Source organism: Streptomyces sp. NPDC002701 (genome assembly GCF_042889045.1).
Classification (GTDB): domain Bacteria; phylum Actinomycetota; class Actinomycetes; order Streptomycetales; family Streptomycetaceae; genus Streptomyces.
In genome coordinates this window covers 203,740-220,770 of record NZ_JBIAQL010000012.1, presented here as the reverse complement: position 1 = coordinate 220,770, position 17,031 = coordinate 203,740, and the positions used below count along the sequence as shown (strand labels likewise).

The window sequence follows — 17,031 nt, the reverse complement described above, 5'->3', positions numbered from 1 at the left end:
GGTTGTTTGCCCCAATGTGTATCGGCCCCCCCACCCCCAAAAAAACAACCCCCCCCCCCCCCCCCCGCGGGCGCGGGGGGGGGGGGCGCCCCCCCGCCCGCCCCCCCCCACCCCTCGCTGCCGTTCGCGGGACTACCGCGCATTCATCGGGCGATCACTGCGGAGTCATCCGCTCGACGATGTCCGGGTGCTCCTTGAGCCACGCGGCCACGGCCTCCTCCTCGTGTCCCTGGCCGCGGTCCTTGATCTCGGCCTCCAGGGTGCCGAGTTCGTCCTCGGTCATCTTGAAGTTCTTGATCCACTTCGTGAGCTGCGGATACTGCTCGGGGAACTTCTCACTGGAGATGGTGCGGATCGTGTTGCCCTCGCCGAACAGCTTCTTCTCATCCGACAGCTTGGTCAGCTCGTACTCGCTGTACGCCCAGTGCGGCGACCAGAGGGTGACGGCGATCGGCTCCTTCTTGGCGTACGCGCGCTTCAGCTCGGCCAGCATCGCCGGCGAGGAGCCGTCGACGACCTCGTACTCCTTGTCCAGGCCGTAGCCCGGCAGCACGTCCTTCTTCAGGAGGTTCATCTCGCCGGTGCCCGGCTCGATCCCGATGATCTTCCCGTCGAAGGTGTCCGCCTTGCCCTTGAGGTCCGCGAGGGACTTCACGTCCTTGACGTAGGAGGGCACCGAGACCTCCAGGGAGGTCGGCTCGTACCAGGTGCCGAGGTCCCGCAGGTCGTCCTTGTGCTTCTTCCAGTAGTTCGCCTGGCCGTAGGGCAGCCACGCGTCGAAGTTGAGGTCGAGGTCGCCGGAGGCGAGGCCGGTGTAGACCGGGCCGACGTCCATCTGCTTGAGGTTGAGCGTGTAGCCGCGCCGGCCCAGGACGTTCTTCCACAGGTAGGTGACGGCGACGCACTCGTCCCACGGGAACCAGGCGACGTCGATCGCGCGCTTCGCCTCGGCGGGCGTGCCGGACGAGCCGCCGACCGGGGCCAGCGCGTCGACGACCTTCGCGTTGCTCTTGAGCCAGGTGCGCACCGCTTCCTGCTGTGCGCCCTTGCCGGCCTTGTTGATCTCGGCCTCGAGACTCGTGAGCTGCTTCTCGGTCATCCTGAAGTTCTTGAGCCACTTGGCGACGAGCGGGTTGTCCTGCGCGAATCCCTTGCGGGAGAGCGTGTGCACGCCGTCGCCCTTGCCCCAGGAACCCTTCGGGTCCTTGAGCTTCTTCAGCTCGTACTCGCTGTACGCCCAGTGCGGCGACCAGAGTGTGCCGACGAACGGCTCCTTCTTGGCGTACGCGCGCTTCAGCTCGGCCAGCATCGCCGGCGTGGAGCTGTCCACGACCTTGTACTCCTTGTCGAGCCCGTACTCCTTGAGAACCTTGGTCTTGAGCAGGCCCATCATTCCGGCGCTGGACTCGATGCCGGTGATCTTCCCGCCGAACCGGCCGCCCTTGCCCTTGAGGTCCTCCAGGGAGTCGATGCCCTTCATGTAGGCGGGCACGCTCAGCTCCAGGGACGTGGGGCCGTACCAGGAGCCCAGGTCGTCGAGCTGCTTTCCGTACTTCTTCCAGTACTGCTCGTGCGTGACGGGCAGCCAGGAGTCGGTCTGGAAGTCGATGTCACCCTGCGCGAGGGAGGTGTAGAGCGGGCCCGCATCGAACTGCTTGACGTCGACCTCGTAGCCGCGCCGCTCCAGGATCTCCTTCCAGAGGAAGGTGGAGGCGACGCCCTCGTCCCAGGGGATGTAGCCGATGCTGACCTGCCTGCCCTGGCCGACGTTCCCCGAGTCGGACGCGGCGCTCTCGCTGTCGTCGGAGCCGAACACGCCCATGCCGCCCGCGACGAGCGCGAGGACGACGACGCCGACCACCGCGACGGTGGGCCGAGGACGGTAGGACCAGATCTTCAGGCCCTGCGCGGTGCGCGCCCTGGCCGCGGCGCGGCGGCCGAGCGGGGAGACCTGGGTGCCCAGCGCGCTGGTCATGCGGTCCAGGTAGATGGCGAGGATGACGATGGCGACGCCCGCCTCGGAGCCGAGGCCGACGTTCAGCTGGCCGATGGCCTCGTTCACGTCGCCGCCGAGGCCGCCGGTGCCGACCATGCCCGCGATGGCGGCCATGGACAGGCCCAGCATGATGACCTGGTTGACGCCCGCCATGACGGTGGGCAGGGCCAGCGGGAGCTGGACGCGCAGCAGGATGTTGCCGGGGGTGGTGCCGAACGCGTCGGCCGCCTCGACCAGTTCCTTGTCGACCTGGCGGATGCCCAGCTCGGTCATCCGGACGCCGGGTGCCAGGGCGAAGATCAGGGTGGCCACGATGCCCGCGGGGGCGCCGGTGCCGAAGAACAGGATCGCCGGGATCAGGTAGATCATCGCCGGCAGCGTCTGCATGAAGTCCAGCACGGGCCGCACCACGCTGCTGACCCGGTCCGAGCGGGCCGCCCAGACGCCGACGGGCACGGATATGACGAGCGCGATGATCGTCGCCACCAGGACGAGCGACAGGGTGATCATCGCGTTCTCCCACAGTTCGAGGGAGTCGATGAACGCGAATCCCACGAAGGTGAGGAGACCTGCCGAGGTGCCGCGCAGCCAGAACGCGATGACGGCGAAGATGCCCGCGAGGAGCAGTGGTTCGGGGGCCTGGAGGACGGCGTTGATGCCGTCGTAGGTGCCGAGGAAGACGGTCTTGAGGAAGTCGAAGAGCCACGCCATGTGGTTCAGCAGCCAGTCGACCGTGTCGTTGACCCAGTCGCCGAAGGGGATTCTAGGCATCGGCCTTCACCGCCCCGGAGGTCTTGCCGCGCGGGGTGTCGCAGGGCGCGGGTTCGCCCTGTTCGTCGCCGAGGAAGCCGACGAGCCGTTGTCTGGGCACGACTCCGACCAGTTCGCCCTTCTTGTCGACGACGGCGACGGGGTGCGTCACCCGCGCGCTGACGGCGCACAGTTCACCGAAGGACGAGTCGGGCCGCGCGGTCTCGCAGCCGCAGTCCGCCTCGTCGCCGCGCAGGTCCGTGTCCATGACGGAGGCCGCGGTGAGGACCCGGGACCGGTCGACGTCCTGGGTGAAGGAGGCGACGTAGTCGTTCGCCGGGCGGACGAGGATGTCCTCGGCGGTGCCGATCTGGACGATCCGGCCGTCCCGCATGACGGCGATGCGGTCGCCGAGGCGCATGGCCTCGTTGAGGTCGTGGGTGATGAAGACGATGGTCTTCTTCAGCTTCTTCTGGAGCTCGATCAGCTGGTCCTGCATGTCCCGGCGGATCAGCGGGTCGAGCGCGCTGAAGGACTCGTCCATCAGCAGCAGGTCGGCGTCGGTGGCGAGGGCCCGGGCGAGCCCCACGCGCTGCTGCATACCGCCGGAGAGTTCGTCGGGCCAGGACTTCTCCCAGCCGGCGAGCCCGGCCAGCACCAGGGCCTTGGTCGCGCGCTCGTGGCGCTCGGCGCGCGGCACGCCCTGCACCTCCAGTCCGTACGCGGCGTTCTCCAGGACGCTGCGGTGCGGGAAGAGCGCGAAGTGCTGGAAGACCATGCTGACCTTCCGGGAGCGGACCTCGCGCATCTCGCGGTCGTTCAGCGCGGTCAGGTCCTGCCCGTCGAAGACCACGCGTCCCGCGGTCGGCTCCAGAAGACCGTTCAGCATGCGCAGCAACGTGGACTTGCCGGATCCGGACAGCCCCATCACGACGAAGATCTCCCCCGGTTCCACCGTGAAGGAGGCGTCGATCACCGCGGCGGTGATGCGGTCGGCGCGCAGCTCCTCACGGTCGGCTCCCCCGCGCAGCCGCTCCACCGCCTCGCCGGGTCGTCTGCCGAACACCTTGTAGAGCTGTTCCGCCTGCAGCCTGGATGACACGAGTACCTCTCCGGTCGAACGAAGACGGCCCGCCTCCCCCGCCGGCGGGCCGTGGAGCGATGCGGGGTCCGCCCGCTCATCCGGTCCTGCACACGCCTATGTGGTTGAAAGCACGACCGGGTTCGCTCCGGCCGCGCACCTGCCCCGACCCGGATGACTCAAACCCGCCCGTGCCCCAGTTCACACGGTGTTTACGTCCCGACGGTTGTGGAACCCGCTTTCGCCCACTGTCCGCGCCGAAGGGTGACTGTCAGTGGCGTACGGCATGATGCGGGGCGTGACGCAGCAGACTCAGCAGCCTCGGCGAACCATGCTCCTCGACACCGCCTCCCTGTACTTCCGGGCCTATTTCGGCGTGCCGGAATCCGTGAAGGCCCCGGACGGCACCCCGGTGAACGCCGTGCGGGGCCTGCTCGAGTTCATCGACCGCCTGGTCAAGGACCACCGGCCGGACGACCTGGTGGCGTGCATGGACGCGGACTGGCGGCCGCAGTGGCGGGTGGACCTCATCCCCTCCTACAAGGCGCACCGCGTCGCCGCGGAGACCGCGACCGGGCCGGACGAGGAGGAGGTGCCCGACACCCTGTCGCCGCAGGTGCCGGTCATCGAGGAGGTCCTGGACGCGCTGGGCATCGCGCGCGTGGGGGTCGAGGGATACGAGGCGGATGACGTGATCGGCACGTTCACCGGCCGCGCCACGGGCCCGGTCGACATCGTCACCGGCGACCGTGACCTGTACCAACTGGTCGACGACGGGCGGGGCATCCGCGTGCTGTACCCGCTCAAGGGCGTCGGCACCCTGCAGATCACGGACGAGGCGTGGCTGCGCGAGAAGTACGGCGTCGACGGCCCCGGGTACGCGGACCTGGCGCTGCTGCGCGGCGATCCGAGCGACGGACTGCCCGGCGTGCCGGGCATCGGCGAGAAGACGGCCGCCAGACTGCTGGCCGAGTTCGGGGACCTGGCCGGGATCATGGCGGCGGTCGACGACCCGAAGTCCCGGCTCACACCGTCGCAGCGCAGGCGTCTGGACGAGTCGCGGCCGTACGTCTCCGTCGCGCCGAAGGTCGTCAAGGTGGCCGGCGACGTGCCGCTGCCGGAGGTGGAGACCGCGCTGCCGCACGCGCCGCGTGATCCGGACGCCCTCGACGCGCTCGCGGCGCGCTGGGGTCTCGGTGGTTCGCTGAAACGGCTGCTGTCGACACTGGCGTCCTGAGGAGCACACTGGGACGCGTGGGATCGCGCCACTTCTCCGTACAGTGCCTGCGGTTCGGCACGGCCGTTCGGGAGACCCGCGACTCCTGAGGTCTGCAGAAGGTGGTCCTGAGCCCGGTGGCCGAGGGGTGTCACCCAGGGGAAGGTGCTAACTTAGGTAAGCCTTAGCGAGCTTATCCAGGAGGCCGTTATGGCAGAGCGTCCGGCACGCAGGGCCCCCAAGCCGCACTCCGCGCGCGTCGTCCGCACCGAGCGGCTGACCCCTCATATGCAGCGTGTGGTCCTCGGTGGCGAAGGGCTCGCCGAGTTCACGGCGGGCACCAGCACCGACCACTACGTGAAGCTGCTGTTCGGGGCCGAGGGCGTGACGTACCCGGAGCCCTTCGACATGACGCGCATCCGTGAGGAGTTCCCGCGCGAGCAGTGGCCCGTGACGCGCACGTACACCGTGCGTCACTGGGACCCCGAACAGCGCGAGCTGACCCTCGACTTCGTCATCCACGGCGACGAGGGACTCGCCGGGCCGTGGGCCACCCGCGTCCAGGAAGGCGAACTGGTCCGGTTGCTCGGACCGGGCGGGGCGTACGCCCCCGATCCCACCGCCGACTGGCATCTGCTGGCCGGTGACGAGAGCGCACTGCCCGCCGTCGCCGCCACGCTGGAGGCGATGCCCGCCGGCGCGCAGGTGCGGGTCTTCGTGGAGGTCGCCGGGCCCGCGGAGGAGCAGAAGATCGACTCGGACGTGGAGGTCGTCTGGCTGCACCGCGGGGACCGACCGGTCGGCGAGGCCCTGGTGGCGGCCGTACAGGCGCTGGAGTTCCTGGCGGGCCGGGTGCACGCGTTCGTGCACGGCGAGGCGGGCTTCGTGAAGGAACTGCGGCGGCTGCTGCGGGTCGAGCACCAGGTTCCGCGCGAGGACATCTCCATCTCCGGGTACTGGCGGCTGGGGCACGACGAGGACGGGTGGCAGGCCGCGAAGCGGGACTGGAACGCGCGGGTGGAGGCCGAACAGGAGGCTGCGCCCCCTGCTGCCTAGCCCGCGCCGTGGCCTGCGGCCCGCCCGGCCCGCTCCGGGCACGCCCCCGACGGGGCGGCTGCGTAGGGTTGTGCGGGTGCCTCGGAGAAGAGTGGTTCCCCCCTCCCCCCTGCCCCAGCGGGACGGGGTGGACGCCGTACGGATGCGGTTGCCGGGCGGCGGGGAGTGGACGACCGTGCGGGAGTACCTGGTCGCGCGGCTCGCGTCCCGGGGCGCGGTCGTCGAGGAGATGGTCGCCGCGGGGCTGGTCGTGGGGGCCGACGGGCGGGCCGTGACACCGGACACGGCGTACGTGCCGGGCATGTTCGTGTGGTTCCACCGGGAGCGGGCCGACGAGGAGCGGGTGCCGTTCCCCGTGCAGGTCGCCTACCGCGACGAGCACATCGTGGTCGCCGACAAGCCGCACTTCATCGCCACCACCCCCCGGGGCAGTCATGTCACCGAGACGGTCCTGGCGCGGCTGCGGCGGGATCTGGGGCTGCCGGCGCTGGGGGCGGCGCACCGGCTCGACCGGCTCACCGCCGGACTCGTGCTGTTCACGGTGCGGCCCGAGGAGCGGGGCGCGTACCAGACGCTGTTCCGCGACCGGCTGGTGCGCAAGGAGTACGAGGCGGTCGCCCCGTACGCGGCGGCCCTGGAGCTGCCCCGTACCGTCCGCAGCCGGATCCTCAAGGAACGGGGTGTGCTCGCCGCCCGGGAGGTGCCGGGCGAGCCCAACGCCGAGAGCCGGATCGAGCTGCTGGAGCACCGGGAGACCCTGGCCCGTTACCGGCTCCTTCCCCGGACGGGCCAGACCCATCAGCTGCGGGTGCACATGAACGCGTTGGGCGTGCCGATCCTCGGCGACCCGCTGTACCCGGTGGTCACCGGCCCCGTACCGGCCGGTGACTTCCGGCGCCCGCTGCAACTGCTCGCGCGGGCGCTGGAGTTCACCGATCCGGTCACGGGACTCAGGCATGCCTTCCGCAGTGGACGGACGCTCCGGGCATGGTCCGCCCACGACGACTGGGCCGGTGCCGGGCCGGCTCAGTAACCGCGCCACCAGCGCACGAAGCGCTGCCAGGCGCCGAGCCGGTGGCCGGGCTCGGCGGCCGGGTCGGGAAGCTGCGTCTCCAGCATGTCGATCGTGGGGCGCGGAGCCGGAGCGGCGTCCGGGGACGGGTCGGAGAGGTCCCAGTCCGGCCGTGGGCGGGGCAGTTCGCTGACGCCGGGCCGGTCCATGACGTCCTGCGGCGACGCCGGCTGGAACACGACCGGCAGTTCCACCAGATGCCGTGAGGAGATGGACGCGGTCCGTTTCAGGTCGTCCTCGTGGACGGCGAGCTGGACGTCCGGAAGCCGTTTGAGGAGCGCGTCGACGCCGACGTCGGCGATGGCACGGCCGATGTCCTGTCCAGGGCACTCGTGCGGGCCGCCGCCGAAGGCCAGGTGCGAGCGGTTGCCCTTCATGTTCGCCTTGAGGTCCGGACGCACGTGCGGGTCGACGTTGCCGGCCGCCATCCCGAGGAGCAGCCCGTCGCCCTTGCGGATGCGCTGCCCGCCCAGCTCCGTGTCCTGCTTGGCGAAGTAGCCGAGGACGTTGCTGAACGGCGGCTCGTTCCAGAGGGACTGCTCCACCGCCTGCGGCACGGTCATCTGGCCGCCGTTGAGCTGGGCGCGGAAGCCCGGGTCCGTGAGGACCACCCGCAGGACGTTGGCGAGGAGGTTCGCCGTGGCCTCGTACGCGGCGAGGAGGACGAGCCGCAGATGCTGGCCCACCTCCTCGTCGGTCAGCCCGGCCGGGTGGTTGAGGAGGTGGCTGGTGAAGTCCTCGGCGGGCTCGGCGCGCCGGCGGAGGGTGAGCCGCATCAGCACGCTCATGACGTACTCGTTGCTCGCGATCGCGGTCTCGGTGCCCTTGAGCAGGTCGCGGGTGGCCTGCACCATCCGGTCGTCGTACTCCTCGGGCATGCCGAGGATCTCGCACAGCACGGCCATCGGCAGGTGTTCGGCGAACTGCGAGACCAGGTCGGCGGTGCCCCGCCGGCAGAACTGGTTGACCAGTTCCTGGGTGTAGTGGTTGATGTGGCGCCGCAGGTCGCGGGTGTTGATGGTCGACATGGCGCCCATCACCGCGCCGCGCAGCCGCTGGTGCTCGTCGCCCTCGGCGTGCGAACAGATCGGCTGCCAGGTGATGAGCGGCATCAGCGGATGGTCGGGGCCTGCCGTACCGTCCAGGAGCGCGGTCCAGATGCGGCTGTCCCGGGTGTAGACCGAGGGATTGCTGACCATGTGGAGGTTCTCGCCGTGCCCGAGGACCAGCCAGATGGGCACGTCGTTGTGGAGCAGGACGGGCGCGACGGAGCCGTGCTCGGCCCGCAGCTTCTCGTACAGGGCCGCCAGGTCCTGCGCGTCGGGCCCGTACAGGCGGCGCAGTCCGCCGGGACCCGTGCCGTGGGCGGGGCAGCCCGGCGGCGGCCCGGCCATGAGGTCGTCCGTGCCGGTCGGGGAGGGGGTTTCAGGCGTCACGATGATCGCTTTCGAAGCTGGGTCGATATGTCAGAAGTTCGAACAGGGCCGGCACACCCGCTGCCGTGCCGAGCCCCGAAGGGGCGCGGGGAACTGCGCGACCAGCCCCCACAAACCCGCAGCTCACCACCGCACCGACAGCGGAGTGCCGACGCGGAGCGCTCACGTCGAGGCCATGGCGATCGAGTGCAGGAAACGCATCAGCGTCATCAGCACGTCCCGGCTGGAGGCCCGCCGGCGCGCGTCGCACTTCACCATGGGGATCTCCTCGGACAGGTCGAGCGCCGCACGCAGGTCGTCCATGGGGTAACGGGGCCCGTCCGGGAAGTCGTTGACGGCGACGACGAACGGCACGCCGCGTTCCTCCAGGCGTCCGATGACGTCGAAGCTGACCTCCAGGCGGCGGGTGTCGACGAGGACGACCGCGCCCAGCGCGCCCTCGAACAGGCCGTTCCACAGGAACCAGAAACGCTCCTGGCCGGGGGTGCCGAACAGGTACAGCACCAGTTGCTCGGTGATGCTGATACGGCCGAAGTCCATCGCGACGGTGGTGGCCGTCTTCGTCTCGGAGCCGTAGTTGTCGTCGACACCGATGCCGGCCTGCGTCATGGTCTCTTCGGTGGTCAGCGGCCTGATCTCGCTGACGGAACCGACCATCGTCGTCTTGCCGACGCCGAAGCCACCCACGATGACGATCTTCACCGCGGCGGTCGCCGTGTGCGGGAGATGGTCCTCGGCGCGAGGTCCCGGGATGGTCTCAGAGCTTTTGAAGTCCATGCATCACCGCTTCGAGGAGGGAACGGTCGGGGAGCTCCGAGCGGACGATCGGAACGCGCGCCTGCACCAGTTCAGCCGTCAGCAGCTCGGTCAGCAGTACGGTCACCACGCTGAACGGCAGATTGAGATAGGCCGAGACCTCGGCCACGGACATGGGGGCCCGGCAGAGCCGGAGCAGGGCCGACTGCTCCGGCTGGGCGGAGGGCGGGGGTTCGGCGCACGCCACGATCAGGGTCACCAGGTCGAGTTCGGCACGGTCGCCGCCCTCGACCTGGCCGGTGACGACGTACAGCCGTTCCGGATCGCGTGGCTGGCCCTGACCGCCGGACCCCTCGGCCGGGGCCGCGGGTTTCTCCTGTCGCGGCGCCGCCTTGGGGAAGCGCCGGCGTCGTTGAGGAGGACTCATACGGTCTGCCCGTTCCGCCGGGGCGGACTCGTCAGGTGTGCGCCGATCCGGACGACGAGGTCGCGCATGCGGGCGCTCATGAGTCCGGCGTCGACGTGGGCCTCCGCCAGCACCGCGAGATAGGCGTTGGGCCCCGCGGCCATCATGTAGAAGTAGCCGCCCTCCATCTCGATGATCACCATGCGCATCTTGCCGTCGGTGTCGGGGATCTCGGTGGCGACGGCCCCGGCGAGGCTCTGCAGCCCGGCGCAGGCGGCGGCGATGCGGTCGGCGGCGTCGGGGTCGCCCCCGTACCGGGCGATGCGCAGGCCGTCCGCGGAGAGCACGACGACCTGCCGGGTCCCGTACACCCCGTCGGACAGCTCCTTGAGCATCCAGTCGAAGTTGGCGCGCTGCTGGATCACTTGGGGTCCCCCTCGTCGTCGGCCTCGGTGCGGGCCGGGCTGTTCGTCGCTCCTGGTGTCTGCTGCTGGTCGCCGTCTCCGCCCTTGAGGCCGGCCATGAACGCCTCGACCCACAGCCCGGGTTCCTTCTCTTCCTTCTTCTTCTTGGGCACCTGGGTGGACGACCGGGTCCAGTCGATGACGGGGCGCCCCTCCTTGCGCGCGGCCTCCGCCTCCGCGGCGGCGGCCCGGGCCTCCCTGACCCGCTGGCTGTAGGGGACCTTAACCTTGCTGCGGCGCTGCGGCAGACCGCCCTCGGTCCACTCGGTGACCACGGGGACGTCGTCGTCCTCCATGCCCTCCGGCACGTTGATCCGGGGTCCGGTGGTGGGGCGGCGCTTCTTCTCCTGGCGCTGGGGACCCTCGACGCCGTCGAAGTCGACCTTCGGCACGGCCGCGGCACCGATGCCGTGGGCGAGACCGGGAGCGTCCTCGTCCGTCGTGAGGAGCTTGCGCGGTACGACGAGGACGGCGCGCACACCGCCGTAGGCGGACTGCCGCAGCGAGACCTGCATGTCGTACGTGTCCATCAGGCGGCCCACGACGGCGAGGCCGAGCCGTGGGTCCTCGCCGAGCTGGTTGAGGTCGGGCCCCTTCGCGGCCTGCTCGAGCATCCGCTCGGCCCGTGTGCGGGCCTCCTCGCTGAGGCTGACGCCGGCGTCCTCGATCTCGATGGCGACGCCGGTCTGCACCTCGACGGCGGTGACGTGCACCTTGGTGTGCGGCGGCGAGTAGCGCGTGGCGTTGTCGAGGAGCTCGGCGGCGGCGTGGATGACCGGCTCGACGTGGATGCCGTTGACGGCGACCTTGGCGATGGAGTGCAGCTCGATGCGCCGGTACTCCAGGATCCGGGACATGGCACCGCGCAGCACGCTGTAGAGCGGGACGGGCGCGGGCCACTGGCGGCCGGGGCGGCCGCCGCCGAGGACGGCGATGGAGTCGGCGAGGCGGCCGATCAGCGCGGTGCCGTGGTCGATGCGCAGCAGGTCGTCGAAGACCTCGGGGTTGCGTCCGTGGTCCTCCTCCATCTCGCGGAGTTCCACGTTCTGCTGGTGGACGATCGCCTGGACGCGGCGGGCGATGTTGACGAACGAGCGCTGGGCCGCCTCGCGCTGCAGCTCCTCGTGATCGATGATCTTCATTACTTCGATGAGGAGCGCGCGCTGGGAGCGCGGGATGTTCCGCTGGGCGGGGTCGCTGTCGATGAGCCGCCGGACGACCTCCTCGGGCGCCCGGCCGCCGCGCATGCCCTTGAGCACGGTGGGCAGCAGCTGCTCGCGCAGGTGGTCGATCTCGGCGTCGTGCAGGGAGACGCGCCGTTGCATGGCCTCGGTGCGGCGGGTCAGCTCGGCGCGCACCGCACGGATGACTCGGCCGCGGCGGACCGCTTCGGCCGCCGTCGCGATCACGAGCAGGGTCGCCAGGGCGCCGCACCAGCCGACGGCCGTCCGGGCCGGCTGCGCCACCAGGGCGACGGCTGCGCCGGTCGCCGCGGCCATCACTATGGCCGGCAGCAGCAACACGCGCGCGTAGGGAACTTCGCGGCCACCGGGAGGCAATTGAACACTCACCATGTATGCCCTCTAAAGACAGGTCGACTGGAGGTCGGGGGGGGGGGGGGAGGTAACTGGATCTTCGGAACTTCGGGGAACAAGCGCACGATTGCATCTCAACTCGGTGCGCTGCGGGCGAGCTTAGACCGACCGGATCATCGCTGTGTCATATTCAGCAAGCACCTGAAATCACCCTCGTTCCAGGAGTACGCTCTGCCCCATTCACACGCCCAGCATCCATACGAACACACTGTGTAATTGCGTACAGGCATACGAAACCCCTTCTCGACGGGATGGCCGGAAGGGGTGGCCGCGGGAGTGCTCGCGGCGGTGGCCGCACGGCTCGGCGTCCGTGCTCGGGAGACGACGGGACCCGGGCACCCGCACACTCCGGGTCCCGGGTCCGTCCGACGCGGCGGCTCAGCCCACCGACGAGTAGGCCACCACTCCGCGCAGCAGCTGGTCGACCGCCTTGCGCGCGTTCTTCGCGACCGTCGAACTGGCGGCGGACGACGTCGGCGCCGCGGCCGAGATCTGACCGAGCACGTCGATGACCTGCTTGCACCAGCGCACGAAGTCACCCGCGGGCATCTCCGCCTCGCGCAGCACCTCGTCGAGGCCCTTGCCCGACGCCCACTCGTGCGCGGCCCACGCGAAGCCCAGGTCGGGCTCGCGCTGACCCACGCCCTCGGTCTGGGTGATGCGGAAGTCCTCCTCCAGGGCGTCGAGCCGGCCCCAGATGCGGACCATCTCGCCCAGCGCGGCCTTCGCCCTGCCGGACGGCAGCTTGGGCGCCATCGCGTCGTCGCCGACCCTGGACTCGTACACCAACGCGGAGACACACGCGGCCAGTTCGGCCGGGCCCAGGCCCTCCCAGACCCCTTCGCGCAGGCACTCGCTGGAGAGCAGGTCCATCTCGCCGTACAGCCGGGCGAGTCGTCTGCCGTGCTCGGTGACCTCGTCGCCGCGCAGGTAGTCCATCTCGGTCAGCAGCGCGACGATGCGGTCGAAGGTGCGGGCGATGGTGTTCGTCCGGCCCTCTATGCGCTGTTCCAGCTGTGCGGTGTCGCGCCGCAGCCGGTGGTAGCGCTCGGCCCACCGGGCGTGGTCCTCGCGGTCGTTGCACCCGTGGCAGGGGTGGGCCCGGATGGCGGTCCGCAGCCGGGCGATCTCGCGGTCGTCGGCGGCCTCCGCCCGCTTCTTGCGGTGCCGGTCCGGGACGATGTGCCCGGCCTTGGTGCGCAGCGCGGAGGCCAGGTCGCGGCGCGACTGCGGGGAGCGCGCGTTGAACGACTTCGGGATGCGCATCCGCTCCAGGGCCTCCACGGGCACCGGAAAGTCCATCGAGGCGAGCCGCTTGACCTGGCGCTCGGCGGTGAGGACGAGCGGCCGGGGCCCGTCGTGGTGCTCGAAGCCCCGGTGGCCGTTGGACCGCCCCGCGGGCAGCCCGGGGTCCAGGACCAGCGCGAGTCCCGCGAACTTGCCGGTCGGGACGTGGATGATGTCGCCGGGCTTGAGCTTCTCCAGGGCGACGGCCGCCTCGGCGCGCCGCTGGGAGGCGCCCTGCTTGGCCAGCTCGGTCTCCCGGTCCTTCAGCTCGCGGCGCAGGCGCGCGTACTCGTCGAAGTCCCCGAGGTGGCAGGTCATGGACTCCTTGTAGCCCTCGAGTCCTTCCTCGTTGCGCTGGACCTGGCGGGAGATCCCGACGACCGACTTGTCGGCCTGGAACTGCGCGAAGGACGTCTCGAGGAGCTCACGCGAGCGGTGCCGCCCGAACTGCTCGACGAGGTTCACCGCCATGTTGTACGAGGGCTTGAAGCTGGAGCGCAGCGGGTAGGTGCGCGTGCCGGCGAGTCCCGCGAGGTGGTCGGGGTTCATACCGCGCTGCCACAGCACCACGGCGTGGCCCTCGACATCGATGCCACGGCGGCCCGCCCGCCCGGTGAGCTGGGTGTACTCGCCGGGGGTGATGTCCGCGTGCTGCTCGCCGTTCCACTTGACGAGCTTCTCCAGGACCACCGAGCGGGCCGGCATGTTGATGCCCAGCGCGAGGGTCTCCGTGGCGAACACGGCCTTCACCAGGCCGCGGACGAACAGCTCCTCCACGACCTCCTTGAACGTCGGCAGCATGCCCGCGTGGTGGGCCGCGATGCCGCGCTCCAGCCCTTCCAGCCACTCGTAGTAGCCGAGGACGTGCAGGTCCTCGTTCGGGATGGACGCCGTGCGCTCCTCGACGAGGGCACGGACCCGTTCCCGGGCGTCCTCGTCGTTCAGCCGCAGGCCCGCGTACAGGCACTGCTGGACGGCGGCCTCGCAGGCGGCGCGGCTGAAGATGAACGTGATGGCGGGCAGCAGCCCCTCGGAGTCGAGCCGCTCGATGACCTCGGGCCGGCCCGGCGTCCACACCCGGGACCGCTGGCGCCGCTCGCGCTCCCGGTCGGCGTCCCGCATGGCGCGGCCCCGCTTGCGGTCCTGGTAGGACGGACGGCTCGCCTCCATGCGCGCCAGGCGCGTGAGGTCGGGGTTGACCGCCTTCTTGTGGCCCTCCCCCTCCTCGAAGAGGTCGTACATCCGGCGTCCGGCGAGCACGTGCTGGAACAGCGGGACGGGCCGGTGCTCGGAGACGATCACCTGGGTGTCGCCGCGCACCGTGTCGAGCCAGTCCCCGAACTCCTCCGCGTTCGACACGGTGGCCGAGAGCGACACCAGGGTGACCGACTCCGGCAGGTGGATGATCACTTCCTCCCACACGGCGCCGCGGAAGCGGTCGGAGAGGTAGTGCACCTCGTCCATGACGACGTACCCGAGGCCGAGGAGGGTGCGCGAGCCCGCGTACAGCATGTTGCGCAGCACCTCGGTGGTCATCACGACCACCGGGGCGTCGGAGTTGACGCTGTTGTCGCCGGTGAGGAGGCCGACCTTGTCCGCGCCGTACCGGCGGGAGAGGTCCGCGTACTTCTGGTTCGACAGCGCCTTGATGGGTGTCGTGTAGAAGCACTTCTTGCCCTGCTTGAGGGCCAGGTGGACGGCGAACTCGCCGACGATCGTCTTGCCCGATCCGGTGGGCGCCGCCACCAGGACTCCCTTGCCCCCTTCAAGAGCTTCGCAGGCTTCGATCTGGAAGGGGTCGAGGCCGAAGTCGTACATCTCGCGGAAGCCGGCGAGCGCGGTGGCCTGCTCGACAGCGCGCTTCCGTGCTGCCGCGTACCGCTCGGCCGGTGAGAGGTCCTCTGTCATCGTGCTTTCGAGACTACCGGCCACCACTGACAACAGGACGATCATTATCCGATCGGACCTCGTGGATCCGGGTCCGTCCGTATGGCGGCGTGTGTCCCGCAGCGCGCGGCGCGGTTCAGGGCCCCGCGACGCGGACCGCCCCCGGTACGCAGTGCGCGGTCAGCGGCAGCGGCCCGAGCGGTTCGCCGTCGGCGTAGCCCGTGACGCCCTCCGCGGCCAGCTCGATCCGCGCGGCCCGGTGCACGGTCACGCTCGGATGGTTCAGGTGGGTCCCCCTGTAGACCTGCGGAAAGACGCGGAGCAGCGAGGCGCGGCTGCAGGCACCGACCACGGTGACGTCGAAGAGCCCGTCGGTCGGGTCCGCGTCCGCGCAGATCCTCATGCCGCCTCCGTAGGAGGAGCCGTTGCCCACGGCCACCAGCGTCGCCTCGACCTCGCGGACCTCGCCGTCGTCCAGCCTGATCCGGTAGGGGAAGGGCGTGAAGGAGGCGAGTTCGGCGAGGGTCGCGAGGTCGTACTTGAAGCGGCCGCTCGGCCACCGCATACGGTTGCCGCGGTCGTTGACCCGCGAGTCGAAGCCGGAGGCGAGGACCGTGCCGAACCAGGTGCCGCCCACCCGTCCGAGGTCGATGTCCCGCAGCCGGCCCCCTTTGAGCGCCTCGGCGACCACCCGCCCGGCGCCCGCCGGGTCGCGCACGGGCAGCCCGAGGGCGCGGGCGAAGTCGTTCCCGGTGCCGACGGCGACCAGCCCGAGGGGCGTACGCGTCCCGGCGACGGCCTGGAGGGCGAGGTTCGCCATGCCGTCGCCGCCGACGGCCACCAGGGCGCCGGTACCGGCCTCGACGGCGGCCCGCGCACGTGTGAGGGCGTCCCGCGTGTTCTCGCCGAGGACCGTGCGGACGGAGAAGCCCGCCGCCCGCAGGGCCGAGGCAGCCGGCTGCGCCGCGCGGGCGCCCCGGCCGCGTCCCGCGGTGGGGTTGACGACGAGGGTGATCTCGCTGGTCACGGCCGGACCCTACAAGGTCCCCGGCGGCGTCAGGTCACGTCGTCGTAACCGTTGACCCGCTCCCGCTCGCCGTCGGCCTGCGCGGGCAGCGCCCGGTTCGCCGACACGGGCTCGATCTCGCCGATGTCCTCGGGGGTGAGATCCAGCTCGGAGGCTTCGTCGTCGTCGGGCCCCGCGGCCTCGCGACGGGCCCGGCGGCGGTCGTTCAGCAGGGAGAAGGCGGTGGCCAGGAAGTACAGGATCCAGATGGGGCCGGCGAGCGCCAGCATCGTCAGCGGGTCCGTGCTGGGCGTGGCGATCGCGGCGAAGACGGTGATGCCCATGATCATGCCGCGCCACCAGCCGGCCATGCGCCTGCCGGTGATCACTCCGGTCATGTTGAGCATCACCAGGAGCAGCGGCAGTTCGAAGGAGAGGCCGAAGACGACGACCATGCGGGTCACGAGGTCGAGCAGGTCGTCCAGGGGCAGCAGGTTGTCGACGCCGAACGGCGTGAACTCGATCAGGACCTTCGCGGTGGTGGGAAGCACCTTGTAGGCGAAGAAGGCACCGCCGAGGAAGAGCGGGACGCCGGAGGCGACGAACGCGTAGGCGTACTTCTTCTCGCTGCGGTGCAGTCCGGGCGCGACGAACGCCCAGAGCTGGTAGAGCCAGACCGGCGAGGCGAGCACGACACCTGCCATGAGGGAGACCTTCAGGGCCAGCGTGAAGGGTGTGAGGAGACCGTTGATCGTGATCTGCGCACAGGGGTCGTCGGACGACGACCTGGCCAACTGCTGGAAGGTCTTGTCACAGCCGACTTCGCGGAGGATCGGCTCCGTGAAGAAGTTGATGATGTCGTTGTAGAAGAAGGCGGCGACGACCGTGACGAGGACGATGGCCAGCATCGCCTTCGCGAGCCGGTTGCGGAGCTCACGAAGGTGCTCCGCGAGGGGCATCCGCCCCTCCGGATCCTTCTCTTCCTTCTTGCGGGCGGACTTGAGCAACCCACGTTCCCATCTC

Annotated in this window: 13 protein-coding genes; 3 read left to right on the top strand and 10 right to left on the bottom strand. The window is 70.4% G+C overall.

The genetic code is table 11. The features are described 5' to 3' along the window. Positions 1–154 precede the first annotated feature (154 nt). Together ACFYXC_RS28240 and ACFYXC_RS28235 are read right to left on the bottom strand one after the other, a co-directional pair. Positions 155–2,767 carry an ABC transporter permease/substrate binding protein gene (locus ACFYXC_RS28240; protein ID WP_389554632.1) on the bottom strand — a complete coding sequence of 871 codons (2,613 nt, stop codon included), beginning with the start codon at positions 2,765–2,767 and terminating at the stop codon, positions 155–157. After that, entirely contained in the window at positions 2,760–3,848 is a 1,089-nt protein-coding gene (locus ACFYXC_RS28235) for a glycine betaine/L-proline ABC transporter ATP-binding protein (RefSeq protein WP_389554631.1), read from the bottom strand. Before ACFYXC_RS28235 ends, ACFYXC_RS28240 begins: the two co-directional genes overlap by 8 nt. A gap of 268 nt (positions 3,849–4,116) precedes the next feature. Between ACFYXC_RS28235 and ACFYXC_RS28230 the strand changes: the two genes are divergently transcribed. The 3 genes from ACFYXC_RS28230 to ACFYXC_RS28220 all read left to right on the top strand — a co-directional run bounded on the left by ACFYXC_RS28230 (position 4,117) and on the right by ACFYXC_RS28220 (position 7,132). After that, complete coding sequence (locus ACFYXC_RS28230; RefSeq protein ID WP_389554651.1) at positions 4,117–5,064, top strand: 5'-3' exonuclease H3TH domain-containing protein; 948 nt, start codon at positions 4,117–4,119, stop codon at positions 5,062–5,064. A 189-nt stretch (positions 5,065–5,253) separates the two neighbouring features. Beyond that, the gene (locus tag ACFYXC_RS28225; RefSeq protein ID WP_389554630.1) at positions 5,254–6,099 is read left to right on the top strand and encodes a siderophore-interacting protein; all 846 of its coding nucleotides are present in this window, start codon (positions 5,254–5,256) and stop codon (positions 6,097–6,099) included. Positions 6,100–6,241: 142 nt separating this feature from the next. Then, positions 6,242–7,132 carry an RluA family pseudouridine synthase gene (locus tag ACFYXC_RS28220; protein WP_389554649.1) on the top strand — a complete coding sequence of 297 codons (891 nt, stop codon included), beginning with the start codon at positions 6,242–6,244 and terminating at the stop codon, positions 7,130–7,132. Here ACFYXC_RS28220 and ACFYXC_RS28215 read toward each other — a convergent pair. From ACFYXC_RS28215 to tatC, 8 genes are all read right to left on the bottom strand, one after another. Continuing rightward, positions 7,126–8,607: a cytochrome P450 gene (locus ACFYXC_RS28215; RefSeq protein WP_389554629.1), complete on the bottom strand. Its 1,482-nt coding sequence runs from the start codon at positions 8,605–8,607 to the stop codon at positions 7,126–7,128. The two genes, ACFYXC_RS28220 and ACFYXC_RS28215, sit on opposite strands and share 7 nt — an antisense overlap. A 162-nt stretch (positions 8,608–8,769) precedes the next feature. Further along, on the bottom strand, positions 8,770–9,384 hold the full coding sequence (locus ACFYXC_RS28210; protein ID WP_388913704.1) for an ATP/GTP-binding protein: 615 nt from the start codon (positions 9,382–9,384) through the stop codon (positions 8,770–8,772). Beyond that, positions 9,365–9,790, bottom strand: a complete 426-nt coding sequence (locus ACFYXC_RS28205) for a DUF742 domain-containing protein (protein WP_388913707.1) — start codon at positions 9,788–9,790, stop codon at positions 9,365–9,367. Before ACFYXC_RS28205 ends, ACFYXC_RS28210 begins: the two co-directional genes overlap by 20 nt. Continuing rightward, positions 9,787–10,194 (bottom strand): roadblock/LC7 domain-containing protein, encoded by a 408-nt coding sequence (locus ACFYXC_RS28200; protein ID WP_107019841.1) that lies wholly within the window; start codon positions 10,192–10,194, stop codon positions 9,787–9,789. Before ACFYXC_RS28200 ends, ACFYXC_RS28205 begins: the two co-directional genes overlap by 4 nt. Further along, a complete protein-coding gene (locus ACFYXC_RS28195; protein WP_388913710.1) occupies positions 10,191–11,807 on the bottom strand; it encodes a sensor histidine kinase in 1,617 nt (538 codons plus the stop codon). Before ACFYXC_RS28195 ends, ACFYXC_RS28200 begins: the two co-directional genes overlap by 4 nt. Positions 11,808–12,206: 399 nt before the next feature. Continuing rightward, positions 12,207–15,068 (bottom strand): DEAD/DEAH box helicase, encoded by a 2,862-nt coding sequence (locus ACFYXC_RS28190; RefSeq protein WP_389554627.1) that lies wholly within the window; start codon positions 15,066–15,068, stop codon positions 12,207–12,209. Between the two features lie 70 nt (positions 15,069–15,138). After that, positions 15,139–16,029 (bottom strand): diacylglycerol kinase, encoded by an 891-nt coding sequence (locus tag ACFYXC_RS28185; RefSeq protein ID WP_389554626.1) that lies wholly within the window; start codon positions 16,027–16,029, stop codon positions 15,139–15,141. Between the two features lie 29 nt (positions 16,030–16,058). Beyond that, positions 16,059–17,015, bottom strand: coding sequence for a twin-arginine translocase subunit TatC (tatC, locus tag ACFYXC_RS28180; protein ID WP_389554624.1), 957 nt, complete (start codon positions 17,013–17,015; stop codon positions 16,059–16,061). Positions 17,016–17,031: the final 16 nt, after the last annotated feature.

Coding starts and splice junctions, on each gene's coding strand:
- ACFYXC_RS28190 (WP_389554627.1), bottom strand. CDS start 15,068: ATGATCGTCCTGTTGTCAGTGGTGGCCGGTAGTCTCGAAAGCACGATG.
- ACFYXC_RS28210 (WP_388913704.1), bottom strand. CDS start 9,384: ATGGACTTCAAAAGCTCTGAGACCATCCCGGGACCTCGCGCCGAGGAC.
- ACFYXC_RS28225 (WP_389554630.1), top strand. CDS start 5,254: ATGGCAGAGCGTCCGGCACGCAGGGCCCCCAAGCCGCACTCCGCGCGC.
- ACFYXC_RS28230 (WP_389554651.1), top strand. CDS start 4,117: ATGCGGGGCGTGACGCAGCAGACTCAGCAGCCTCGGCGAACCATGCTC.
- ACFYXC_RS28205 (WP_388913707.1), bottom strand. CDS start 9,790: ATGAGTCCTCCTCAACGACGCCGGCGCTTCCCCAAGGCGGCGCCGCGA.
- ACFYXC_RS28195 (WP_388913710.1), bottom strand. CDS start 11,807: ATGGTGAGTGTTCAATTGCCTCCCGGTGGCCGCGAAGTTCCCTACGCG.
- ACFYXC_RS28220 (WP_389554649.1), top strand. CDS start 6,242: ATGCGGTTGCCGGGCGGCGGGGAGTGGACGACCGTGCGGGAGTACCTG.
- ACFYXC_RS28240 (WP_389554632.1), bottom strand. CDS start 2,767: ATGCCTAGAATCCCCTTCGGCGACTGGGTCAACGACACGGTCGACTGG.